Genomic DNA, 21,553 nt, shown 5'->3' with positions numbered 1-21,553 from the left:
CGGTCGCCTCACCGACGGAAGCACTCATCGCCATGGCCACCCAGACCGCCACTTCGCCACCCGCTGCCCTCGCGCCACGAGAGGGCGGACACCTCTGGGCCGACACCGGCCTCGTCTTCGGCCGCTGCCTGCGCGCGACCCTGCGCTCGAAGACCAGCCTGTACTTCGGGATGCTCCAGCCGTTGCTCTTCCTCGCCCTCTTCGGGCCGCTGCTGACACACCTCGACCTGGGACGGGAGGGCTCGTCGTGGCAGACGCTCGTGCCCGGCGTCCTCATCCAGCTCGCGTTGCTGGGCGGCTCCTACGTGGGCATGGGGCAGCTGGTCGAGCGCACCACCGGCGTCGTCGACCGGATGCGGGTCACCCCCGTCAGCCCGCTCGCCATGCTGCTCGGCCGCACCCTGCGGGACGTCGTGCAGTTGGTGGCACAGTCCGTGCTGCTCGTGCTCCTCGGGCTGGCCTTCGGACTGCGGGCCCCGCTGTGGGGGATCGCGGCGGGCCTCGCCTTCGTCGCCGTGCTGTCCGCCGCGCTCGCGGCGCTCTCCCACGGCCTGGGCATGCGCGTGAGGACGACGCCCGAGTTCGCCGCCATCGCCAACACGACCGTGCTCCCTTTGATGCTGCTCTCCGGCCTGCTGCTGCCCATGGACCTGGCCCCCGGCTGGCTGGACGGCGTCTCGCGCGCCGTCCCCTTCCGCTACACCGTCGAGGCCGTCCGTGACGTCTTCCACGGCGACTTCTCCACGGGCGAGGTCGCGGTGGGGGCCGCCGTCACCGTCGGATGCGCGGCCCTGTGCCTGGCGGGCGCCGCCCGGCTCTTCCGGCACACGGGCCGCTCCCAGGGCTGACCGGCCGCTTGGCGTACTCGGTGCGCGACCGGGATACGCGCCAAAGGGGCAACGCGGTGATCTTCCGCAACGCCCTGGACATCGCGGAGATCGTGCGGCAGCTGCTGGAGGAGGGAGGGGAGAGCGACCCGGAAGTCCTGGCGCACATCTCGCCGCACCTGACCGAGCACATCAACCGGTTCGGCGCGTACGGCACCCACGGACTCGGCATCCAGCCCGAGGCGTACGACCCGCAACTCGACGTCGGTTTCAGCCCGCCGCGCGACCATGATCTGACCGCCGCAGGACTCCGGTCAGCAGAGCTTCGGCATGCTTACGGAAAGCGGTGACCAGACGGCCGCGGTCCCCGGAGCGCGTGGCGAGTACGACCTGGCTCGGTTCGACCCCGCGCAACGGGACGGTGGTGAGGCTGGGATGCAGGCCGGTCGCGTGGTCGAGGGGCGGCCCGATGGCCACGGCCTGCCCGGCGGCGATGAGTTCGTGTTTGTCCTCAAGGGCTTCGACCAGGGGGCCGTCGGGCGCGGGCCGCCCGTCGGGCCGGGGATCGAGCCGCCAGTAGGCGTTCAGCAACGGGTCGGACTGGCGTACGTGGGGGATCGGCTCGTCGGCGATGTCGCCGAGGGTGACCGACTCCTGGCCGGCCAGACGGTGGTCCCGGGACACGACCAGCACGCGCGGTTCGTCGTAGAGGACGGTGACGCGCAGCCGGTCGGTGGGGAACGGCAGACGCGTCACCACCGCGTCGACGCGGTGCTCCAGCAGCGCGCCGCGCGAGTCGTTCCAGGCGAGCAGGCGGGTGTGGACCTCGGCATCGGGATCGCGGTCCCGCAGGGCCCGCACGGCCGCGGTGATGACCAGCCCCTTGGTGTAGCCGACGGTGATGCTGCTGGGCCGGGCCACGGCCCGGGTGCGGGCCATCGCCTCGGCCGCGGCGCGCAGCAGCCCCTGGGCCTGGGACAGGAAAACCTCGCCGGCCTCGCTCAGCCGGGTGCCGCGCGTGGTGCGGTCGAGCAGGCGGACGCCCACTTGCTGTTCGAGGCGGCGGATCTGCCGGCTCAGCGACGGCTGGGTGGTGTGCAGCGCCTCGGCGGCACGGCCGAAGTGCTGGTACTCGGCGACCACCGTGAAGCACTGCACCAGCCGGAGATCGAGATCCACGGGGGCCGGGAAGTGTTCGGACACCACCCCACTCTAACTGGCCTTATACGCGGATCGTATTACCTGTACCGGAACAATCATTGGACTGCGCGCTCGTGGCCGCCGCACCGTGGTGACCATGACATCGGACAGCGTGACACCGTTTCGTATCGACATCGCGGACAGTGCCCTGGAGGATCTGAAGGACCGGCTCCACCGGGTACGCCTCGCCGGCCGGGAGACAGTGCCGGACAGCAGCCAGGGGGTGCGGCGGGAGCGCCTGGAGGAGCTGCTGGAGTACTGGGCCGCCGGGTACGACTGGCGCGATCTGGAGCGGCGGCTCAACGAGCAGGGCCAGTTCCGCACGACCATCGACGGTCTGGGCCTCCACTTCATGCACGTACGCTCACCCCGCCCCGACGCCACCCCCCTGTTGCTGCTGCACGGATGGCCGGGCTCGTTTCTGGAGTTCCTCAAGACCGTCGGCCCGCTCACCGAGCACGGCTTCCACCTCGTCGTCCCCTCGATGCCCGGCTACGGCTTTTCCGACCAACCCGCCTCGACAGGCTGGGACCCGGACCGGATCGCCCGCGCGTACGGCGTGCTCATGCGGCGCCTCGGCTATGACTCCTACCTGGCCCAGGGAGGCGACTGGGGCGGTGTCGTCGCGACCCGCATGGGGGCGCAGCGCCTGACGGGCCTGCGTGCGATCCACGTCAACTTCCCCGAGTTCCTCGCCGCACCGCCGGTCGGCGACGACCCGGCCCCTGAGGAGAAGGCCGCACTCGAACAGGGCAGCCGCTTCTTTGCCGTCCATGCCGGATACCACGTCGTGCAGCGCACCCGGCCGCAGACCATCGGCTACGCCCTGACCGACTCCCCGGCCGGGCAGGCCGCCTGGATCTACGAAAAGTTCCTCGACTGGGCCCGGCCCGACGCCCTCACCCCCGACGAGATCCTCGACCACATCTCCCTGTACTGGTTCACCGGCACCGCTGCTTCCTCCGCCCGCCTGTACTGGGAGTACGCCCGGCAGCCGCTCGCTCCGACCGAGCTGGACCTTCCCGTCGGGGTCAGCGTCTTCCCGGACGAACTGACGCGTACCCCGCGCATCTGGGCCGAGCGCGCCTATCGCGACCTGCGCTACTTCAACGACGACATCCCCGCGGGCGGCCACTTCGCCGCCCTGGAGCAGCCTGAGCTGTTCGTCGAGGAGATCGTCAAGTTCGCGCGGACGGTGGCCGCGTGATGACGAGCGGGGGCACGGACGGCACCGGGCGTGGGGGCCGGGTCGTGGCCGTCGGGACCGACAGGGCCGAGGCCGTGTCCGGCGCCCGGTTCCAGCGCCCCAGGCGTACGGAGACCGCCGTCAAGGAGATCCCGGACTTCCAGGCATCCTCCCGCGCCGACGCACGACGCCTCCACGACCGCACGCGGGAGGTGCTTGCCCGATGAAGTGGGTCAGCTACCGTTCCGCCGACGGCTCCACGCGCTGCGGCGTGATGCGCGACAACAAGATCCACGCCGTGGGTACGGGCCTGTTGGAGGTGCTGCGCGCCGAAGGCGGGCTGGAGGCCGCCGCAACCAGGGAACCGACCGAAATCGTCGAGCCGGCCACCGCCGACCTGCTGGCACCGATACCGGTACCCCCGGCGGTCCGGGACTTCGCCGCGTTCGAACGTCACATCAGTAACGCGGGGAAGGCAGCCGTCGGCGACGGCAGGGTCAGCCCGGTCTGGTACGAGTATCCGCTCTTCTACTTCTCCAACCCGGCGGCGATCAAGGGACCGCACGACGAGGTCGCCATCGCCCCGGGCGCTCAGCTGTGGGACTACGAGGTCGAGGTCGCCGCGGTGATCGCCGGGGACTGCTCGGACCTCGACGCCGCCACGGCGGAGAATCACATCGCCGGCTACCTGGTCTACTGCGACTGGAGCGCACGCGACATCTCCGCGAGCGAGATGGGGTTCGTGTACGGCCCGTCCAAGAGCAAGGACGCCTCGACCAGCCTCGGCCCGTTCCTCGTCACCCCCGACGAACTGGAGCCCTACCGCTCGGGCCAAGGCTATGCGTTGCGGATGGACGGGTACGTCAACGATGAGCATTACGGCGGCGGCAGCTGGGACGAGATCCACTGGTCGTTCGGCGAGATGCTGGCGCACGCGTCGCGCGGCACCTCACTGCGAGCCGGTGACATCATCGCCAGCGGCCCTGTGGGCACCGGCTGCATCCAGGAGATGTCCGGCCGCCGCCCCTATCTGGCACCCGGAGACACGGTCCGGATCGAAGTGCAGGAACTCGGCGCGATCTCCGCACGGATCACCGCGACGGAGCCGTCCTGACCTACCGGACGCACCACGAACGACCTTGATCATTCCACTTGCCGGGAGACCACCACGATGCATCACGCCAACACCTTCGCTCGCGCCGACATGGACCTGAACGCCGTTCGGGAGGTCAGCCTCACCGTCAACGCGGCCCACCTGTTCGTCTACTTCATCCCCGAGGCACCGGAAGAGGCCGCCAAGCTGGGCGTGACCGAGTACGGACCGGCGTACTTCGCGTTCCGGTCAGCCCCCATGGGCGCAGTCCCATGGCAGGTCACGCTCGCGGCCTTCTACAACTTCAGCCCGCGGTCGGTGCGGGCCATGGCAGGCGTCTGGGACGCAGCGTCGCCACAGGAGTGGCAGGCCGCTCGCTTCACAGCCGTCGGTCGTGCGTTGCGGCGCGTCGGCGTGAGCCTCACCGCCGACCAGATCGCCGAGGCACGCTCGCTGATCGACCCGGTCGTCGCGAGCGCCGACTACGCCGGGAAGACGATGGCCGCCGCCAACGCCTCGGTCCCCCTCCCGGGCGATCCGCTCGTCGCGCTGTGGCAGCACATCACGGTGCTGCGCGAGTGGCGCGGCGACGCGCATTTCACCGTGCTCGCAGCGGGCGGCCTCGGGCCGTGTGACTGCAACGTGCTGCAAACCGCGACAGGTCACTTCCCGGAAGCCATCGCGCGTGCCACCCGGCTGTGGGACGACGAGGAGGTGGCCGCGGCAACGGAACGCCTCGTCGCACGCGGCTGGCTCGACGCCGACGGCACCGCTACCGATGCCGGCATCGCGGCGCGCGAGCAGATCGAGGTCGAGACCGACGAGCACTGCGCGGCGCTGTGGACGCCGATCGGCGACGCCGGCGTCCGTCGCCTCACCTCGCTCATCAGGCCGATCCACGACGCGTTCACCGCAGCCGGGACATACCCCTTCCGCGTGGAGACGGGAGACACGCGGTCCGCCGGCCCGGAGGCCGCTGTCCTGTCGCACTGAGCATGTGACCGGTGCCCCATTTCTGGCGGGGCGCGCCAACCTGGCTGTTCGGCCGGGCTCTCTACCGCGGCTTCGGTAAGCGTCTTCAGCGCGTCAGGAGATCGATGGCGACCTTCAGGCGTTCGAGGTAGAACTCCCGCGATGCGACCTGGTGCTTGAGGCCGGTCGATGCGCTGATCATCGTCTGGGCGACTGGGCGGGCCGCCGCTTGTCCTGCCTCGACGGCGATCGCGTCTGTGATCAGTTGCTCGAAACGTTGCGGCGTGGTCTCGATGATCTTCCCCAGGAGGCCTGGATTGTCCTCGATGACCACCGCCGCATCGCGCGTCAGTGGGCCGATATAGCGGCCCGCCCACTGGTCGAACGCATCGAGAAGGCGCTCCGCAAGCGGGCGGCCGGTGTCGGCCAGGACGTGTTCGACCGCTGTGATGTCGCGCTCCAACGCCTGGGTGACGGCGGCGCGGAACAGGCTCTCCTTCGAGGAGAAGAGAAAGTACAGCCCGGGCCGGGAAATGTCCGCCGCCCGCGCCACCTCCTCCATCGAGGTCTTCCGGTAACCGAATCGCGCGAACGTGGCCAGGGCGGAGTCCAGAACCATGGTCCGACGGCCGGTGTCGGCGACTGTCGACGGCGATTTACCGGCATCGGGACTGTTCATGGGGCCGAGTATACGAGCGGGAATCGAACTATACAAATCAAGACTAGTGCGTATAGTCGCCGCCATGACTACTCGCGAACCCATCTCCACGCCCTTCACCGCCTCCAGCACTGCGGACGAGGTACTGCGGGGCGTCGACCTCACCGGCGTCCGCGCGGTCGTGACGGGAGCTTCCTCCGGAATCGGAATCGAGACGGCTCGCGCGTTGACCGCTGCCGGGGCGGAGGTGACGCTCGCTGTCCGGAACGCGACGGCGGGGGACGCCGTTGCCGAGACGATCGAGAAGTCGACCGGGGGCATACGGCCCCGTGTCGTCCGGCTCGACCTTGCCGACCGGACCACCATCACGCGATTTGTAGACGCGTGGGGCGGCCCGCTGCACTTGCTGATCAACAACGCGGGCGTAGTCACTGGCGGCCTCGAACGCACACGTGAGGGCTGGGAGCTGCAATTCGCGACGAACCATCTTGGGCACTTCGCCCTGACCACCGGTCTTCATGGCGCCCTGGCTCTGGGGAGCGGCCGACCGCGACGGAGCACGGATCGTCTCGGTCAGTTCGACGGCGCACATGCGTGCCGGCATCGACTTCGACGACCTCCACTTCGAGCGTCGCAGCTACGATCCGCAGATTGCCTACGCCCAGTCGAAGACGGCGAACTCTCTATTCGCTGTCGAGGCGAGTCGCCGCTGGGCGTCCGACGGCATCATTGCCAATGCGGTGAACCCCGGTGGTGTCGCGACGGGACTGCAGCGGAACTTCACAACGCAACAGAAGGAGTCGCTCGACGCGGCCGAAGCCGCCGGAGTCTTCACCTACAAAACGGTCGAGCAGGGGGCTGCCACCAGCATCGTCGCGGCCGTCGCCCCGGAGTTCGCACACTCCGGAGGCCACTACCTCGACGATGCACAAGAGGCCCACACCGTGACGAACAACGCTGACCTCGCGCAGTATCCGCACGGCGTCAAGGAATGGGCGCTCGATCCCGCCACCGCCAAGCGCCTCTGGACGGTCTCAACCGACCTGCTCCACGCCTGACCTTTCGACGCCACAGAAAGCGGCACCGCCGCCTTCCTTGTTGGTCACCGCATCGACCCACCAGGCCGATGGCACGTGGCCTGCGAAGACAGCCACGTCCGATGCGCAGAGCCATTGGCCAAGCCTTTGCTCACGAACAGAGGTCGCGTTCGCGTGCCGTCCCCCCCTGATCCGTGTCCTGCAGCACCACCGCGCAGGCACTGATTCCGCCTTCCCCAAACCGGAACCGTCACAGCTCGCCTGCCTGGCGGACGTGTTGGGCCAACTACCCGATCCGCGCCGTATCCGGGGCCGCCGCTACCGCCTGGGCTCCCTGCTCGCGCTGTGCCCGGTCGGCTCGCCAGGGTGGTGCCGCAGTAGATGCCGGATTTACTGCGGCAGCGGCCCGCTCCCGCCACGCCTCCGTCCGCCCCCTGGAGCGATACGCACGGCCCGGCGTCGACTCCGTCGCCCGGTACGTCGCCGAGCGAGACACCGCTGGACGTCGCCGCACGTAAATCCGAGCGCATCAGGGCTTCAAGACCATCCCGTTGCCTCCGTGGCGCGTGTCTCGGTCACACCCCTACTCGGCGTGCCGGTCTCACGCATACGTCCGCGCCCAGCGGGGACCCGCAGGGACGCACGCGAGATGACGGAAAGGACGTGAGGTCACGTGCGTGTTGCCTTTCTCGTCGCGCCCGAGGGCGCAGAACAGATCGAGCTGACCGACCCATGGGACGCAGTCAAGGAGGCAGGCGGCACGCCCATCCTGCTGTCCACCAGTGCCGGGCCCGTCCAGGCCTTCAACCATCTGGACCGGGGCGACACCTTCCCCGTCGACCAGCTCGTCGCCCAGGCCGATCCCTCCGACTTCGACGGACTCGTCCTGCCGGGCGGTGTGGCCAACCCCGACCTCTTGCGCACGGATCAGAAGGCCGTCGCGTTCGTTAAGGGGTTCTTCGAGGCGGGGCTCCCGGTCGCCGCGATCTGCCACGCGCCGTGGACCCTGGTCGAGGCCGACGTGGTGCGGGGCCGGACACTGACCTCGTACCCGAGCCTGCGCACCGACATCCGCAACGCGGGCGGCAACTGGGTCGACGAGCAGGTCAAGGTCTGCGACGGCGGAAACAACAAGCTGATCACAAGCCGTAAGCCCGACGATCTGAAGGCGTTCGACAAGGCGTTCCTGGCCGAGTTCGGCGCCGGCGGCTGACCCGCCGGGCCGTGCTCCCTTCGGGGAGACCTCCGCGCCGGGCTCCGGCGGCCTCGCGGGGCCGCCGGAGCCCGGCGCGACGTGTGTGGCGCGTTTCCTCGGTCCTGCCCCGCCGACGCGTTCCCCGTCGGCGGGGGCTCTCAGTTCCGGGTCGCGTACACGCCCAGCGTGACCAGGGCCAGCACCACCCAGCAGAACCAGAGCCACCCGCTGCTTCCCAGGGCCACCGTGTACGCCGTGACCACCACCAGGCCCACGACCGTGCACACGGTCATCGCCTTCGCGGACGCCGGCACCCGCGTCAGACCAGCCATCACAGCACTGTCCTCCTCCCGGCGGCCCCGCGGTGTACGGGTCGCGCACGCACCGGGGCCGCGGCCAGGCCACCATGGTCGCCCGTCCGCGGCCCCGTGCGCCACTGCGCGCCTCAACGCTCCCGTAGATCCCTTGCGGCGCGCCCCCGAGGTGCCCGCCTGAACGGCGGCGTACCGGCCTCGGCCGTTCTCACTGCTCCCGGGTCCTGAGGGAGGCCAGGTAGGCGTTGTAGGCCGCCAGCTCCCGGTCGCCGTCCCGGTCCGCCCTGCGGTCCCGGCGCCGGGCGTGGCGCTGCTCGGTGACGTACCACTGGAACACCAGGGCAACCAGCACCATCACCGAGGGGATCTCGCTGAACGCCCAGGCGATGCCGCCCGCGGCCGACTGGTCCGACAGCGCGCTGACGCCCAGGGAGGCGGGCGGGTCGGCATACGTCTCGATCATCGGCTCCGACGCCATCATCAGCGCGATGCCGAAGAACGCGTGGAAGGGCATGCCCGCGAACAGCTCCAGGATCCGCATCACGAAGCCGGGCCGGTGCGGTCCCGGGTCCACGCCCATGATCGGCCAGAAGAACACCAGGCCCACGGCCAGGAAGTGCACCATCATCGCGAGGTGCCCGACCATGGAGCCCATCAGGAAGTCGAAGAGCGGGGTGAAGTAGAGGGCGTACAGGCTCGCGATGAACAGCGGGATCGTGAAGGCGGGGTGGGTGATCACCCGCAGGTAGCGGCTGTGCAGCAGCGCCACGAGCAGTTCCCGCGGCCCCTTGCGGCCCCGCCCGGCGGACGGCAGTGCCCGCAGTGTCAGCGTCACCGGGGCGCCCAGCAGCAGCAGGATCGGCGACAGCATGCTGATCACCATGTGCTGCACCATGTGCACGCTGAAGAGCACCATGCCGTACTCGTTCAGCCCCGTGCACATCACCAGGGCCACGGTCAGCACGCCGGTGACGAAGCCGATGGTGCGGCCCACCGGCCACGCGTCGCCCCGCCGCCGCAGCCGCACCACTCCCCAGCCGTAGAGGGCCAGCGCCAGCAGGCACCCCACCAGGAAGAACGGCTCACCCGTGAACGCGAGTCCCCGCGCGACCGTGAACGGCGGCAGATCCATCGTCATGCCGTGTCCGCCGTGATCCATCCGAACTCTCCCGCAACCGACCGATACGCCCGCACCAGACTAGAACCGCCCGTGGTGGACACCCTCGGCGGGGCACCCACCACGGGCGGTGTCGTGGGAAACCGGCCTCGTCAGGGCCCTGGGCCCCGGGGCCTGGGCCCAGGGCCCTGACCGGCCGGGGCGCCCAGCCCGGTGCCTCTCGCAGGCCGGCCGGGGGCGCTCAGGCCGGCCGGGGTTGCTCAAGGCCGGCTGGGGCGCTCAGGCCGGCTGGGTCGCCGCGGCGATCCGCTCCTGGCGCAGCGCGTCGTACCACGTGTCGTCGACGGGCGTCAGCGCGTTCACGTCCAGCGACAGCTTGATCAACATGTCCGCGATCAGCGGGTTGCGGGCCAGCACGGGACCGTGCAGGTACGTACCGAAGACCGTGTCCCGCCAGGCGCCCTCGGTGCCGTCGCCCGTTCCGTTGCCGTTGCCGAGCCGCACCCGGGCCAGCGGGCGCACCCCGGGGCCGAGGTGGGTGATGCCCTGGTGGTTCTCGAAGCCGGTCAGCTGGGGGAGGCCCAGGTACTCGTCGGAGTCCCCGAGGACGTCGCCGACACAGCGAGCGGCCTCGCCGCGGCTGCTGGTCACATCGAGGAGCCCGAGCCCGGCCGACCGCTCACCGAGGTCGTTGACGAACTCGTGGCCCATGATCTGGTAGCCGGCGCACACGGCGAAGACGATGGCGCCGTTGTCCACCGCCCGGTTCAGCCCGCCGTCGCGCAGCAGCCGCTCGGCGGCCAGCCGCTGCGGCCTGTCCTCGCCGCCGCCGATCAGGTAGATGTCCCCTGAGGTGGGGATCGGCTGGTCGGAGCGGACGTCCAGCCGCTGGACGTCCAGCCCCCGCTGCCGCGCCCGCCGCTCCACCACGAGCGCGTTGCCCTGGTCGCCGTACGTGCTCAGCAGGTCGGGATAGACCCACACCAGACGCAGACTCGTGTCACTCATGCCGCCGATTCTCCTTGCGCGGGGTCGAAGGGGCCGGACGGCCGGGGGTCGGCGCGAGTGGCCGTCCGGACTCCCAAGATACGGGTGATCAGTTGCCGACGGCGCGGCGCAGGTCCTGGAACGCGGTGTAGTTCGCGATGGCCTCGATCCGTCCCGGCGGGCACCTGCGCACCGCGTCCGCGGCGTCCTCGCACACCTGGAACTGCACGCCCGCGACCTCCAGCCGCACCGCGAGGTCCAGCTTGCGGTCGCCGATCACGCAGATCGGGTGCCCGGCGAGGCGCCCGTAGTCGACGTCCCACAGCCAGGAGGTGTCGGTGCCGTCCGCGCTGCGGGCGTTCACCGCCAGGATCACCGGGGCGGGCGGCGGGTCGATCAGGGAGAAGGTCTCCAGCCATCCGGCGGGGTTCTTCGCCAGGAGCAGCCGGATGTCGCGGTCCTGGTACTGCACCACGTCGTACCGGCCCGCGACGGCCTTGACCGCGTACATCCGCTCCAGCGCCGTCTGCGGCGGCACCCCGAAGGCGGCGGCGACGGCGGCCGAGGTCGCCGCGTTCGCCTTGTTCGCGCGGCCGGGCAGTTGCAGGTGGATCGGCCAGGCGGAGCCGTGCGGGTCGAGGACGTGGTCACCCGACAGCGCCCAGGTCGGCGTCGGGCGGCGGAAGCCGCACTCGGCGCAGAACCAGTCGTCGCCGGGGCGCTGCATCACGCCGCCGCAGGCCGGGCAGGACCAGGCGTCGTCCTTCCACTCCTGTCCCGCGGCCACCCACACCACGTTCGGGGAGGAGGAGGCGGCCCAGACCACGAGCGGGTCGTCGGCGTTGGCGATGATGACGGCCTTCTGGCCCGAGAGGCCCTCGCGCCACCGCTCGGCCAGCATCCGGGTCTCGGCCGCGCGGTCGAGCTGGTCACGCGAGAGGTTCAGCAGCGCTATGGCCTTGGGCGTCACGTCCCGGGCCACGCCGGACAGGTACTTCTCGTCCACCTCGATCACGCCGTATCGGGCGCTTGATCCGCCGGCCAGTGCCGAGGTGATGCCGGCAGGCATGTTGGCGCCCAGCGCGTTGGAGACCACCTCGCCGTTGGCGCGCAGCGCCTCGGCGATCAGCCTGGTGGTCGTCGTCTTGCCGTTGGTGGCGGACACCAGCACCACGTCCAGGTGCTGGGCCAGCCGCTGCAACAGGTCCGGGTCGAGTCTGAGCGCGACCTTGCCGCCGATCACCGACCCGCTGCCGCGGCCCGCGGCCCGCGACACCGCCGCGGCCGCCTTGCCCGCCGTCACGGCCAGCTTGGACCGCGGCGACAGTGGCTCCGCATTGCCTGCCATCGTCCTTGAACCTCCTTGCCCCTCGCGTAGAGGAGAAGCCTACCGAGATACGGGCGGGGTCAGGACCGCGCCACCCTGCGAAGATCACCGGTCTGGCGCCCCACGTAGGGTGTCGGCCATGCGACGCGGCCGTATCCCGGGCTCTGGTGGCGCCGTACGCCCGCTGCGGACGTACGGCGATCCGGTGCTGCACGCCGCCAGCCGCCCTGTCACCGAGGCGGAGGGGCCGTTGGACGCGCTGGTGGAGGACCTGTTCGCCTCGATGTACGCGGCCCGCGGTGTCGGACTGGCGGCCTGCCAGGTCGGTGTTCCGCTGCGGGTGTTCGTCTTCGACTGCCCGGACGACGAGGACCGCCGCCACCGGGGCCATGTCGTCAATCCGCGGCTGGTGCACACGGAGGGGCCGACCGTCCGGGGGCCGGAGGGCTGTCTGTCGCTGCCCGGGCTCGAGGCCCCGACGCCGCGCTTGGACGTGGCGGTCGTCGAGGGGGAGGACGTGACGGGGAGCCCGGTGCGGATCGAGGGCACCGGCTTCTTCGCGCGGTGCCTCCAGCACGAGCACGACCACCTCTCCGGTGGCCTCTACACCGACCGGCTCGGCGGGCTGGCGCGGTGGCGCACCCTGCGCGCCGTCCGCAGGGCGGAGTGGTCCGCACCGCTGCCCGCGGAGGGGTAGTGGTCGCCCGCCGACGGGTGGCGGTGCGGCGCGCGGACGGATGACGGATAGCACGGCAGCCGGGCCTCAGAAGCCCGGACCGCCCACGCGGTCGCCCGCGGCGGCCAGCCTGCCCCACAGCAGGTCGGCCAGGTGACGCACCAACTGCTTGCGCGCGCACGGCTTCTCGCGCAGCCACCAGTCGCCGGCCGCATGCATCATTCCGACGATGCCGTGTCCCCACACCCGGGCCAACTCGTCGCTCTCCGGCCCCAGGTCGAGCCGCTCGGCGATGACCGTGGCCAGCTCCTCGCCCAGCCGGCGCAGCAGGGGGGCCGAGTGCTGTCCCACGTCGAAGCCCCGTTCACTGCCGGGGGAGTCCTCCGCCGGGTGCATCAGAAAGCGGTAGACCTGCGGGTGGGCCTCGATGGCGGTCAGATACGTCTCCAGCGTCGCCTCGACGCGCTCGCGCCGTTCGCTGGGTGCGTCCAGAGCGGCGCGCAGTGAGGCCAGCAGGGCGTCGGTGTGCCGGACGGCGAGGGCGCGGTAGAGGCCGCCCTTGTCGCCGAAGTGCCGGTAGAGGATGGGTTTGGTGATGCCGGCCTCGGCGGCGATCGCGTTCATGGAGGCGCCGGGGCCATCCCGTAGCACGACCCGGTCGGCGGCTTCGAGCAGTTCCCTGCGCCGCTGTTCGGTGGGGTTGACCCGGTCGTCCTGGCGTGTGGTCTCCATGTGCGTCTCCCGCCCCCTCGTGCGTGCTCCCAACGCCGCAACGTAACACCCTCCGACGGCGCTCACGTGCGCGGATGAGGTGCGCACCGGGGCGATGAGCGGGAGTTGACATCGGCTACTGGCGGGTAACAGACTGAGGATTACCGATGGTAACGACCGATTGAGACTGGCGGAGGACCCGACGATGGCCGAAACCGAGTTCGCACTGGACCTCAACGACGACCAGAAGGAAGTCCGCGACTGGCTCCACGGATTCGCCGCCGACGTGATGCGCCCCGCGGCAGCAGAGTGGGACGAGCGCGAGGAGACCCCCTGGCCGATCATCCAGGAGGCCGCCAAGATAGGCCTCTACTCGCTCGACTTCTACGCCCAGCAGTTCTTCGACCCGACAGGGCTCGGCATTCCCATGACGATGGAGGAGCTGTTCTGGGGCGACGCGGGCATCGCCCTGTCGATCGTCGGCACGGGCCTGGCCGCCGTCGGCGTCCTGGCCAACGGCACCGAGGAGCAGATCGGCACCTGGGTGCCCCAGATGTACGGCGACGCCAGTGACGTGAAGGTCGCCGCCTTCTGCTCCTCCGAGCCGGACGCGGGATCCGACGTCGCGGCCATGCGCACCCGCGCCGTCTACGACGAGGCCACGGACGAGTGGGTGCTCAACGGCACCAAGACCTGGGCCACCAACGGCGGCATCGCCAACGTGCACGTCGTCGTGGCCAGCGTCGACCCGGAGCTCGGCTCCAAGGGCCACGCCTCCTTCATCGTCCCGCCCGGCACCCCGGGCCTGTCCCAGGGACAGAAGTTCCTCAAGCACGGCATCCGCGCCTCGCACACCGCCGAGGTCGTCCTGGACGACGTGCGTGTGCCCGGACACTGCCTGCTCGGCGGCAAGGAGAAGCTGGACGAGCGCCTGGCCCGCGCCAAGGAGCGCGCCAAGAAGGGGGGCGTGGGGGTCCCCCCGGCCGGAGGCTGGGGGAGAGTGAAGAACGCCGCCATGGCGACCTTCGAGGCCTCCCGCCCGGCCGTCGGCGCGATGGCCGTCGGCACCGCGCGCGCCGCGTACGAGGTCGCGCTCGACTACGCGAAGACGCGGGAGCAGTTCGGCCGCCCGATCATCGACAACCAGGGCGTCGCCTTCCAGCTCGCCGACATGCGCACCAGCGTCGACGCCGCCCGCCTGCTGGTGTGGCGCGCCTCCTGGATGGGCGTGAGCGGCCGCAAGTTCGAGTCGGCCGAGGGCTCCATGTCCAAGCTGTTCGCCAGCGAGACGGCCAAGAAGGTCACCGCGCAGGCCATCCAGATCCTCGGCGGCAACGGCTACACCCGTGAGTACCCGGTGGAGCGTATGCACCGCGACGCCGCGATCTACTCCATCTTCGAGGGCACGAGCGAGATCCAGCGCCTGGTCATCGCCCGCACCCTGTCCGGCATGCCGATCCGCTGACGGCCGGGGTCACGCACCGGGTGCCGGGCCGGCGCGACGCCATGATCCATGCCGTTCGCGGCCACCCGTCACCTGCCACTCCCAACGCGGTCGCGGTGGGGGTGGCAGGTGACGGGGGCACTGCTGCGGACGTCCGGGGCGTGAGACCGGCGGGCTGTGCAGCGGACCCGGGGACGGCCGGGCGGCCGGGCCCTCAGATCCCCGGCCGGTAGCGCAGCGGGTGGTCGTCGGGGACCTGGACGAGCACGATGCGGTGCCCGTCGGGGTCGGCGATCCACATCTCGACCAGGCCCCAGGGCTCCCGCAGCGGTGGCCGCAGCACCTCGGCCCCCGCCCGGTGCAGCTCCTCGTGCGCCTGCGCCACGTCGGCGACCTGGAGCCACAGCTGGAGCGTCTCACCGGCGGGCCCCTCGCTCCGCCCGGAGACCTCCAGGAAACCGCCGCCAAGGAAGTAGACGGTGCCCCGCTCGGGGCCCGTGCCGAACTCGCGGGAGATCTCCAGCCCCAGCGTCTCGCCGTAGAAGGCCCGCGACCTGTCGGGATCGGTGGGCCGCAGCAGGATCCGGCTGCTCAGTACATGCACCATGCCACGGCACTGTAGTTCCGACCCGCCCGCGCCGGGAGCGGCTGTGCGGCGCCGCGCCGTGCCGCAGCGGACCGGTGCGGCGCTCCCGCGCGGCGTGCCGGATATGGTCGGCCGACATGAGCGACACCGCACAACGGGGCGAGCTGCCCCTCACCTTCCGCCACGCCGTCGACGCCGACACCCCCCTGCTCACCGCGCTCGTGGAGTCCGCCTACCGCGGTGACGCCAGCCGCGCGGGCTGGACCACCGAGGCCGACCTGCTGGAGGGGCAGCGCACCGACCCCGAGGGTGTCGGCGCCGCCGTCCGCGATCCGGAGAGCATCATGCTGGTGGTCGAGCGGGAGGGCGCCGTCGTCGCCTGCTGCCAGCTTGAGCACCGGGGCGAGGAAGCGTCCTTCGGCATGTTCGCGGTCAGCCCCGGCCTGCAGGGCGGCGGCGTCGGCCGGGCCGTGCTCGCGGAGGCCGAGCGGACGGTGCGCGGCCAGTGGGGAGCCACCCGGATGCGGATGCAGGTCATCAGGCAGCGCGAGGACCTGATCGCCTGGTACGAGCGGCGCGGCTACGCCCGCACCGGCGAGCTCAGCCCCTTCCCCTACGGCGACGAGCGCTTCGGCATCCCGCGGCGGCCCGACCTCGTCTTCGAGGAACTGGTCAAGCCGCTGGGGTGACGTGACCACCGGCGGCGGGGGCGCGGCGACCACCGGCGGGGGCGCGGCGACGGTGCGCCGCCCCCTGCCGTGTGCCCTGGCGCGTGTGGCGTGTGGCGTGTGGCGTGTGCCCTGGCGTGTGTGCCGTGGCCGTGTGCCCCGACGTCAGGCCGGTGCGCCGGCTGCCGCCCGGATGCCGGGCATGTCCGTGACGACGCCGTCCAGCCCCAGCTCGCGGACCCGGGCCAGGTCCTCGTCGGTGTTGACGGTCCAGCTGATCACCTTGATCCCGGCGGCGTGGGCGCGGCCGACGATGTCCGCGTCGACGTGCCGCAGCTCCAGCGAGACCATGCCCGCGCCCAGTTCCCTGGCGCGCTCGGGCGCGGTGGGGGAGGAGCGGCCCGCCACCAGCACGAGCGGGATGTCGCGCAGGTGTTCGCGGGTCTCGCGGAGCGCTTCGGCGTGGAAGGAGATCACCGTCACACGGTCGTGCAGCCCGCGCCGCTGGATGGTGTCGGCCAGCACGCGCGCGGCGGCACGGTCCTTGATCTCGGCCTGGAGCGGGCTGCGGACCGCGTCGACGACCTCTTCGAAAATCGGCACCCGCTCGCCCTGTCCCGCGTCCAACTCGCGCAGCTGGGCCAGGGTGAGCTCGCCGATGGGGCCCGTCCCGTCCGTCGTGCGGGCCACGTCGGCGTCGTGCATCACCACCAGCGCGCCGTCCTTGCTCAGGTGCAGGTCGAGCTCGATGACGTCGAGTCCCTCGCGTTCGGCGCGGACGAAGGAGCGCAGGGTGTTCTCGGGCTCGACGCCCATCACTCCGCGGTGTCCGACGGTGAGCAGTGGCACGGTGCGGTCTCGCTTTCGTGCGGCGTAAGGCGGTGGCGTGCGGACGCCGCGGCCAGATTAGCGGTCGGCCCGCCTTCCGGTGACCGCGCACCGGACGTCCGGGTGGCCGCCCCCGCCTCTCGTCTTCCGCGGGGTCGGCCGCTCACCTGCCGGAGGCCGGCGGGACCCCACCGGCTCTGGGAAAGGCGTGCGCCCACTTCGCCATTGGCCGCAAGAATGACGGTGGTACCCCCGGTGGCACAGGATAATCTTCTGCGCCCTCCCCTTGAGAGGAGATGGCGGCGCGTATACGGTTTCCTTACGCGAGTTTCTCCTGTGGAGGGGTCAACATGACGGAAATCCTTTCGCCCGCGCCTTCCAGTGGCGGCGTTTCGCCGTCCGCGAGCGCCGATGCCGAGAGTGTGGCCGCGCACCCCGCCTGGGCCGCGCTGAAGACGGCCGTCGAGGCCGTACGACCCGCCCAGTCCAAGGACGGCTCGATCGACTTCGACGCCGAGGACGCCCCGGCACCCGAGGCGGTGAGGGAGCACCTGGAGCGCGTCGTGAGCGCCGTCGAGGAGCTCTCCCCGCTACTGCCGCACGACGCGGGCTACCACCGGGCCCTGGTCACCGACCTGCGCCGCTGGGCCGACGGCGGCTTCGGGGTGCCCGACTTCCTCGACTCCCTGCTCGCCTTCCAGCCCGCGCAGGGCCGCGCCGACGGCCTCCAGCACCTGGTCGTCTTCCCGATGTACACGCAGAACGGCAACCCGGACCGCAACCTGGAGGCGGTCGTGCTGCGCATGGTGTGGCCCGACTGGCTGGCCGAGCTGGAGCGCACCCGCTACGACAACCCGCTCTTCTGCGGCATCACCTTCGAGGACTTCACCTCCGGTTACGACACTCACTCCGCCGTGCTCTTCCCGGAGACCATCGCCGTGCGCGAGGCCCCTGAGCGCTTCAGCTGGGGCGGCATCTTCTGCGACCGCGAAGCCGCGCGCTTCCGCCGCGTCGTCCAGGCCGCCTGCGACGTCACCAGCCTCGAACTCCCCGAGGAGGCCCGCGAACTCCTGGCCGACCAGGAGCGCTGCCAGCAGACGTTCGTGCTGTGGGACATGGTCCACGACCGCACCCACAGCCACGGCGACCTGCCGTTCGACCCCTTCATGATCAAGCAGCGGCAGCCGTTTTGGATGTACGGCCTCGAAGAGCTGCGCTGCGACCTGACCGCCTTCCACGAGGGCGTGAAACTGGAGGCCGACGGCCTGCCGCAGGGCCGCGACGTGCAGTACGCCATGCTCTTGGAGCGGCTTTTCCGCTTCCCCGTCACCGGCGAGCGCAAGCGCAACTACGACGGCCTCGGCGGCCAGCTGCTCTTCGCCTACCTCCACCAGCACGACGCGCTGCGCTGGACCGACAACAAGCTCGCCATCGACTGGGACCGCGCCCGCCGGGTCACCGTCGCCCTCCGCGAGGAGATCGAGACGCTCTACCGCGCCGGGATCGACCGCCCCAAGCTGGTGCACTGGTTCAAGGCGTACGAGCTGGTCTCCCGCTACCTCGCCCCGCACCCCGGCTCCACCTGGGCCAAGGGGCCCGACGCCCTCGACCTGAGCCTGCCGCCGCGCAAGCTGGTCGACGAGGTGCTGCCCGACGAGTTTCCGCTCAGCATGTTCTACGAGGCCCTCGCGAAGAAGCTGCGGAGTGTGATCGCATCGACTCAGGGCATCACCGCCGGCAGTCGGATCCAGGCCACCGCGGCGTGAGCGGTGGACCGGGCGGTGCGGCGGAAGGCCGGGAACGCGAGGAGGCGACGGAGATGACGGACACGACGACACGGCGCGGTTACGAGGGCAATGGTGAGGGCAGCCTCCACGGCCGGGTGATCGCTGTCGCCGGGGCGGCGGGCCCCGCGGGGCAGGCCACGCTGCTGCGGCTCGCGGAGGAGGGCGCCACGGTCGTGGGCTGCGACGCGGACGCCGGGCGCCTGGCACAGGCCGTGGACGCCGCCCGTTTCGCCCACGGGGGAGCGACGGTCACGGGCGACACCGTGGACCTGCTCGACCTGGAGGAGACCCGTGCCTGGGCCGCCAAGACCGAGAAGGAGTACGGCCGCGTCGACGGTCTCGTACACCTGGTGGGTGGCTGGCGGGGGTCGTCCTCGTTCGCCGAGACCGACCTGGCGGACTGGGACACCCTGCACAGCCTCCTCATCCGCACTCTCCAGCACACCTCCCTCGCCTTCGAGGCCCCGCTCAAGCGGGCGGGCGACGGACGGTTCCTGCTGATCAGCGCACTCGGTGCCAGCAAGCCCACGGCGGGCAACGCCGCCTACGCCGCGTCCAAGGCGGCAGCAGAGGCGTGGACGCTCGCGCTCGGTGACGCCTTCCGCAAGGCGGGGGGCGAGAGCCCGCCGCCGGCCGCCGCTGCCATCCTGGTGGTGAAGGCGCTGGTGAACGACCAGATGCGGGCCGACCGGCCGAACGCGAAGTTCGCGGGCTTCACGGACGTGGGCGACCTCGCCAAGGCCGTGGCCGACACCTGGACCAAACCCGCCGAAGAGCTGAACGGAACCCGCCTGTGGCTGACGCCCCGCACCTGAACCGCCCCGACCAGCCCCCGGCGCGGCCCACCACCGACGCCAGGCTCCGCCACGACCCGGATGTCCGCGGCTTCGCCAGCGACAACTACGCGGGCGTGCACCCGGAGATCCTGGCGGCACTGGCGCTCGCCAACGGCGGCCATCAGTCCGCCTACGGCGCGGACGACTACACCCGGCACCTCCAGGACATCGTCCGCAGCCACTTCGGGCGCCGTGCCGAGGCCTTCCCGGTCTTCAACGGCACCGGGGCCAACGTCGTCGCGCTCCAGGCACTGACCGACCGCTGGGGCGCGGTGATCTGCGCCGACAGCGCGCACATCCACGTCGACGAGTGCGGCGCCCCCGAGCGGGTCGGCGGACTGAAGCTGCTGACCGTCCCCACCCCGGACGGCAAGCTCACCCCCGAGCTGATCGACCGGGAGGCGTTCGGCTGGGACGACGAGCACCGGGCCATGCCGCAGGTCGTCTCGATCGCCCAGAACACCGAACTGGGCACGCTCTACACGGTGGAGGAGATACGCGCGCTGTGCGACCACGCGCACGAGCGCGGCATGCGCGTCCATCTGGACGGCGCGCGCATCGCCAACGCGGCAGCCGCGCTGGACGTGCCCATGCGCGCCTTCACCAACGCGGCCGGGGTCGACATCCTCTCCTACGGGGGCACCAAGAACGGCATGCTCTTCGGTGAGGCCGTCGTCGTGCTCGACCCCGACGCGGTGCGCCACATGAAACACCTGCGCAAGCTGTCGATGCAGCTCGCGTCCAAGATGCGCTTCATCTCGGTGCAGTTGGAAGCGCTGTTGGCCGGGGACCTGTGGCTGCGCAACGCGCGGCACTCCAACGCGATGGCGCAGCGGCTGGCCGAGGGCGTCAGGGGGGTCGAGGGAGTGGAGATCCTCTACCCCGTGCAGGCCAACGCCGTCTTCGCCCGCCTTCCGCACGACGTGAGCGAACGCCTCCAGAAGCGCTACCGCTTCTACTTCTGGGACGAGGCGGCGGGAGACGTGCGCTGGATGTGCTCCTTCGACACCAGCGAACAGGACGTGGACGGTTTCGTCGCCGCGCTGCGTGAGGAGATGGGCCGCTGAGGGACCGCCCTGCGGCCGACGGCCGCAGGGCGCAAGGCGCTGAAACCGGGTTGAAACCGCGCTGAACCCGCCTCGTCGCAGGCTGTGCCGCATGACAACGGCAGCGCATCAATGCGCCATCGCAGCCAGCGGACTGCGCAAGTCCTTCGGCGAGAAGAAGGTTCTCGACGGCATCGACCTGGCGGTGCCACAGGGCTCGGTGTTCTCCCTACTCGGCCCGAACGGCGCGGGCAAGACCACCGCCGTGAAGATCCTCTCCACGCTCGTCGCCGCGGACGGCGGCCGGGCCAGCGTGGCGGGACACGACGTCGTGGCCGACGCGCGGGCGGTGCGTGCCGCGATCGGGGTGACGGGGCAGTTCTCCGCTGTGGACGGGTTGATCACGGGGGAGGAGAACATGCTGCTGATGGCGGACCTGCACCATCTGACCCGGCGTGAGGGGCGGCGGGTGACCGCCGAGCTGCTGGAGCGGTTCGCTCTGGTGGAGGCCGCGAAGAAGCCGGCGGCCACCTACTCGGGGGGCATGAAGCGGCGCCTGGACCTCGCGATGACGCTGGTGGGCCGGCCGCGGATCATCTTCCTGGACGAGCCGACGACGGGTTTGGATCCGCGTTCGCGGCAGACCATGTGGGGCATCATCCGGGATCTGGTGGGCGAGGGGGTGACGGTCTTCCTCACCACGCAGTATCTGGACGAGGCCGATGATCTGGCCGACCGTATCGCGGTGCTCAATGGGGGACGGATCGTGGCGGAGGGGAGTGCCGAGGAGCTCAAGCGGCTCGTCCCCGGCGGGCACGTGCGGCTGCGGTTCACCGATCCTGCCGCCTACCAGGGCGCCGCCGCGGCCCTGGCCGGGGCCGCTGCCGACGGCGAGGCGTTGTCGCTGCGGATTCCCAGTGACGGCAGCCAGCGTGAACTGCGCTCCCTGCTGGACTGGCTGGACTCGGCCGGTGTCGAGGCGGAGGAGCTGACCGTGCACACGCCCGACCTCGACGACGTCTTCTTCGCCCTCACCAGCGACAGCACCCAACCCACCC

23 protein-coding genes and 1 pseudogene are annotated in these 21,553 nt (G+C 71.0%); 15 read left to right on the top strand and 9 right to left on the bottom strand.

The features are described 5' to 3' along the window. Nucleotides 1–32: 32 nt before the first annotated feature. Together AB8Z75_RS01580 and AB8Z75_RS01575 are read left to right on the top strand one after the other, a co-directional pair. Nucleotides 33–848 (top strand): ABC transporter permease, encoded by an 816-nt coding sequence (locus tag AB8Z75_RS01580; RefSeq protein ID WP_369199496.1) that lies wholly within the window; start codon nucleotides 33–35, stop codon nucleotides 846–848. 56 nt (nucleotides 849–904) lie between these two features. Continuing rightward, on the top strand, nucleotides 905–1,177 hold the full coding sequence (locus AB8Z75_RS01575) for a Tn3 family transposase (RefSeq protein WP_369199495.1): 273 nt from the start codon (nucleotides 905–907) through the stop codon (nucleotides 1,175–1,177). Here the strand turns inward: AB8Z75_RS01575 and AB8Z75_RS01570 are convergent. Then, nucleotides 1,098–2,030, bottom strand: coding sequence for a LysR family transcriptional regulator (locus AB8Z75_RS01570; RefSeq protein ID WP_369199494.1), 933 nt, complete (start codon nucleotides 2,028–2,030; stop codon nucleotides 1,098–1,100). The genes AB8Z75_RS01575 and AB8Z75_RS01570 overlap by 80 nt on opposite strands. Nucleotides 2,031–2,124: 94 nt before the next feature. On the opposite strand from AB8Z75_RS01570, the gene AB8Z75_RS01565 reads away from it, so the two are divergent. Genes AB8Z75_RS01565 through AB8Z75_RS01550 form a run of 4 tightly spaced genes read left to right on the top strand, consistent with a single transcriptional unit; the run spans nucleotide 2,125 to nucleotide 5,299 of the window. Then, nucleotides 2,125–3,234, top strand: coding sequence for an epoxide hydrolase family protein (locus AB8Z75_RS01565; RefSeq protein WP_369199493.1), 1,110 nt, complete (start codon nucleotides 2,125–2,127; stop codon nucleotides 3,232–3,234). Continuing rightward, nucleotides 3,234–3,440 (top strand): hypothetical protein, encoded by a 207-nt coding sequence (locus tag AB8Z75_RS01560; RefSeq protein ID WP_369199492.1) that lies wholly within the window; start codon nucleotides 3,234–3,236, stop codon nucleotides 3,438–3,440. Before AB8Z75_RS01565 ends, AB8Z75_RS01560 begins: the two co-directional genes overlap by 1 nt. Further along, entirely contained in the window at nucleotides 3,437–4,327 is an 891-nt protein-coding gene (locus AB8Z75_RS01555; RefSeq protein WP_369199491.1) for a fumarylacetoacetate hydrolase family protein, read from the top strand. Before AB8Z75_RS01560 ends, AB8Z75_RS01555 begins: the two co-directional genes overlap by 4 nt. 57 nt (nucleotides 4,328–4,384) lie before the next feature. Then, the gene (locus AB8Z75_RS01550; RefSeq protein ID WP_369199490.1) at nucleotides 4,385–5,299 is read left to right on the top strand and encodes a hypothetical protein; all 915 of its coding nucleotides are present in this window, start codon (nucleotides 4,385–4,387) and stop codon (nucleotides 5,297–5,299) included. An 85-nt stretch (nucleotides 5,300–5,384) separates the two neighbouring features. Here AB8Z75_RS01550 and AB8Z75_RS01545 read toward each other — a convergent pair whose 3' ends face one another. Continuing rightward, nucleotides 5,385–5,897, bottom strand: a complete 513-nt coding sequence (locus AB8Z75_RS01545; protein ID WP_369199534.1) for a TetR family transcriptional regulator — start codon at nucleotides 5,895–5,897, stop codon at nucleotides 5,385–5,387. Nucleotides 5,898–6,021: 124 nt separating this feature from the next. Between AB8Z75_RS01545 and AB8Z75_RS01540 the strand changes: the two are divergent. Both AB8Z75_RS01540 and AB8Z75_RS01535 read left to right on the top strand, forming a co-directional pair. After that, nucleotides 6,022–6,994 (top strand): annotated as a pseudogene (locus tag AB8Z75_RS01540) (SDR family NAD(P)-dependent oxidoreductase). A 652-nt stretch (nucleotides 6,995–7,646) separates the two neighbouring features. Continuing rightward, nucleotides 7,647–8,186, top strand: a complete 540-nt coding sequence (locus AB8Z75_RS01535) for a type 1 glutamine amidotransferase domain-containing protein (RefSeq protein ID WP_369199489.1) — start codon at nucleotides 7,647–7,649, stop codon at nucleotides 8,184–8,186. A 140-nt stretch (nucleotides 8,187–8,326) separates the two neighbouring features. Here AB8Z75_RS01535 and AB8Z75_RS01530 read toward each other — a convergent pair whose 3' ends face one another. The 4 genes from AB8Z75_RS01530 to AB8Z75_RS01515 form a co-directional block, all read right to left on the bottom strand. Beyond that, complete coding sequence (locus AB8Z75_RS01530) at nucleotides 8,327–8,500, bottom strand: hypothetical protein (RefSeq protein WP_369199488.1); 174 nt, start codon at nucleotides 8,498–8,500, stop codon at nucleotides 8,327–8,329. Nucleotides 8,501–8,690: 190 nt separating this feature from the next. After that, on the bottom strand, nucleotides 8,691–9,641 hold the full coding sequence (locus tag AB8Z75_RS01525; RefSeq protein WP_369199487.1) for a cytochrome c oxidase assembly protein: 951 nt from the start codon (nucleotides 9,639–9,641) through the stop codon (nucleotides 8,691–8,693). A 237-nt stretch (nucleotides 9,642–9,878) separates the two neighbouring features. Continuing rightward, a complete protein-coding gene (locus AB8Z75_RS01520) occupies nucleotides 9,879–10,607 on the bottom strand; it encodes a type 1 glutamine amidotransferase (protein ID WP_369199486.1) in 729 nt (242 codons plus the stop codon). Between the two features lie 88 nt (nucleotides 10,608–10,695). Continuing rightward, nucleotides 10,696–11,934 (bottom strand): MurT ligase domain-containing protein, encoded by a 1,239-nt coding sequence (locus AB8Z75_RS01515; protein ID WP_369199485.1) that lies wholly within the window; start codon nucleotides 11,932–11,934, stop codon nucleotides 10,696–10,698. Between the two features lie 118 nt (nucleotides 11,935–12,052). Between AB8Z75_RS01515 and def the strand changes: the two genes are divergently transcribed. Then, complete coding sequence (def, locus tag AB8Z75_RS01510; RefSeq protein ID WP_369199484.1) at nucleotides 12,053–12,610, top strand: peptide deformylase; 558 nt, start codon at nucleotides 12,053–12,055, stop codon at nucleotides 12,608–12,610. A gap of 66 nt (nucleotides 12,611–12,676) precedes the next feature. On the opposite strand, the gene AB8Z75_RS01505 is transcribed toward def, so the two are convergent. Beyond that, entirely contained in the window at nucleotides 12,677–13,321 is a 645-nt protein-coding gene (locus tag AB8Z75_RS01505) for a TetR family transcriptional regulator (protein WP_369199483.1), read from the bottom strand. Between the two features lie 184 nt (nucleotides 13,322–13,505). On the opposite strand from AB8Z75_RS01505, the gene AB8Z75_RS01500 reads away from it, so the two are divergent. After that, entirely contained in the window at nucleotides 13,506–14,765 is a 1,260-nt protein-coding gene (locus AB8Z75_RS01500) for an acyl-CoA dehydrogenase family protein (RefSeq protein ID WP_369199482.1), read from the top strand. Between the two features lie 193 nt (nucleotides 14,766–14,958). On the opposite strand, the gene AB8Z75_RS01495 is transcribed toward AB8Z75_RS01500, so the two are convergent. Continuing rightward, nucleotides 14,959–15,351 carry a VOC family protein gene (locus AB8Z75_RS01495; protein WP_369199481.1) on the bottom strand — a complete coding sequence of 131 codons (393 nt, stop codon included), beginning with the start codon at nucleotides 15,349–15,351 and terminating at the stop codon, nucleotides 14,959–14,961. A gap of 116 nt (nucleotides 15,352–15,467) precedes the next feature. Here AB8Z75_RS01495 and AB8Z75_RS01490 point away from each other — a divergent pair, with 116 nt between their 5' ends. After that, on the top strand, nucleotides 15,468–16,019 hold the full coding sequence (locus AB8Z75_RS01490; RefSeq protein WP_369199480.1) for a GNAT family N-acetyltransferase: 552 nt from the start codon (nucleotides 15,468–15,470) through the stop codon (nucleotides 16,017–16,019). Nucleotides 16,020–16,163: 144 nt separating this feature from the next. Here the strand turns inward: AB8Z75_RS01490 and AB8Z75_RS01485 are convergent, their stop codons facing one another. Then, nucleotides 16,164–16,847 (bottom strand): glycerophosphodiester phosphodiesterase, encoded by a 684-nt coding sequence (locus AB8Z75_RS01485; protein WP_369199479.1) that lies wholly within the window; start codon nucleotides 16,845–16,847, stop codon nucleotides 16,164–16,166. A 329-nt stretch (nucleotides 16,848–17,176) separates the two neighbouring features. On the opposite strand from AB8Z75_RS01485, the gene AB8Z75_RS01480 reads away from it, so the two are divergent. The 4 genes from AB8Z75_RS01480 to AB8Z75_RS01465 all read left to right on the top strand — a co-directional run. Then, nucleotides 17,177–18,592, top strand: coding sequence for a DUF6421 family protein (locus AB8Z75_RS01480; protein ID WP_369199478.1), 1,416 nt, complete (start codon nucleotides 17,177–17,179; stop codon nucleotides 18,590–18,592). Between the two features lie 53 nt (nucleotides 18,593–18,645). After that, a complete protein-coding gene (locus tag AB8Z75_RS01475) occupies nucleotides 18,646–19,428 on the top strand; it encodes an SDR family NAD(P)-dependent oxidoreductase (RefSeq protein WP_369199477.1) in 783 nt (260 codons plus the stop codon). Continuing rightward, nucleotides 19,407–20,516 (top strand): low specificity L-threonine aldolase, encoded by a 1,110-nt coding sequence (locus AB8Z75_RS01470; RefSeq protein ID WP_369199476.1) that lies wholly within the window; start codon nucleotides 19,407–19,409, stop codon nucleotides 20,514–20,516. Before AB8Z75_RS01475 ends, AB8Z75_RS01470 begins: the two co-directional genes overlap by 22 nt. A gap of 91 nt (nucleotides 20,517–20,607) precedes the next feature. Further along, a partial coding sequence (locus AB8Z75_RS01465; protein ID WP_369199475.1) for an ATP-binding cassette domain-containing protein occupies nucleotides 20,608–21,553 on the top strand: 946 nt, incomplete at its 3' end.

Source organism: Streptomyces sp. PU-14G, assembly GCF_041028275.1.
GTDB lineage: Bacteria > Actinomycetota > Actinomycetes > Streptomycetales > Streptomycetaceae > Streptomyces.
Note: the sequence above shows the minus strand (reverse complement) of the source record. Positions and strands in the feature narration are given on the sequence as shown.

Excerpts from the sequence above, each read along its gene's own strand:
- AB8Z75_RS01580 (WP_369199496.1), top strand. The coding sequence starts at position 33 with ATGGCCACCCAGACCGCCACTTCGCCACCCGCTGCCCTCGCGCCACGA.
- AB8Z75_RS01565 (WP_369199493.1), top strand. The coding sequence starts at position 2,125 with ATGACATCGGACAGCGTGACACCGTTTCGTATCGACATCGCGGACAGT.
- AB8Z75_RS01560 (WP_369199492.1), top strand. The coding sequence starts at position 3,234 with ATGACGAGCGGGGGCACGGACGGCACCGGGCGTGGGGGCCGGGTCGTG.
- AB8Z75_RS01555 (WP_369199491.1), top strand. The coding sequence starts at position 3,437 with ATGAAGTGGGTCAGCTACCGTTCCGCCGACGGCTCCACGCGCTGCGGC.
- AB8Z75_RS01550 (WP_369199490.1), top strand. The coding sequence starts at position 4,385 with ATGCATCACGCCAACACCTTCGCTCGCGCCGACATGGACCTGAACGCC.
- AB8Z75_RS01545 (WP_369199534.1), bottom strand. The coding sequence starts at position 5,897 with ATGGTTCTGGACTCCGCCCTGGCCACGTTCGCGCGATTCGGTTACCGG.
- AB8Z75_RS01530 (WP_369199488.1), bottom strand. The coding sequence starts at position 8,500 with ATGGCTGGTCTGACGCGGGTGCCGGCGTCCGCGAAGGCGATGACCGTG.
- AB8Z75_RS01525 (WP_369199487.1), bottom strand. The coding sequence starts at position 9,641 with ATGGATCACGGCGGACACGGCATGACGATGGATCTGCCGCCGTTCACG.
- AB8Z75_RS01520 (WP_369199486.1), bottom strand. The coding sequence starts at position 10,607 with ATGAGTGACACGAGTCTGCGTCTGGTGTGGGTCTATCCCGACCTGCTG.
- AB8Z75_RS01515 (WP_369199485.1), bottom strand. The coding sequence starts at position 11,934 with ATGGCAGGCAATGCGGAGCCACTGTCGCCGCGGTCCAAGCTGGCCGTG.
- def (WP_369199484.1), top strand. The coding sequence starts at position 12,053 with ATGCGACGCGGCCGTATCCCGGGCTCTGGTGGCGCCGTACGCCCGCTG.
- AB8Z75_RS01505 (WP_369199483.1), bottom strand. The coding sequence starts at position 13,321 with ATGGAGACCACACGCCAGGACGACCGGGTCAACCCCACCGAACAGCGG.
- AB8Z75_RS01500 (WP_369199482.1), top strand. The coding sequence starts at position 13,506 with ATGGCCGAAACCGAGTTCGCACTGGACCTCAACGACGACCAGAAGGAA.
- AB8Z75_RS01495 (WP_369199481.1), bottom strand. The coding sequence starts at position 15,351 with ATGGTGCATGTACTGAGCAGCCGGATCCTGCTGCGGCCCACCGATCCC.
- AB8Z75_RS01490 (WP_369199480.1), top strand. The coding sequence starts at position 15,468 with ATGAGCGACACCGCACAACGGGGCGAGCTGCCCCTCACCTTCCGCCAC.
- AB8Z75_RS01480 (WP_369199478.1), top strand. The coding sequence starts at position 17,177 with ATGACGGAAATCCTTTCGCCCGCGCCTTCCAGTGGCGGCGTTTCGCCG.
- AB8Z75_RS01475 (WP_369199477.1), top strand. The coding sequence starts at position 18,646 with ATGACGGACACGACGACACGGCGCGGTTACGAGGGCAATGGTGAGGGC.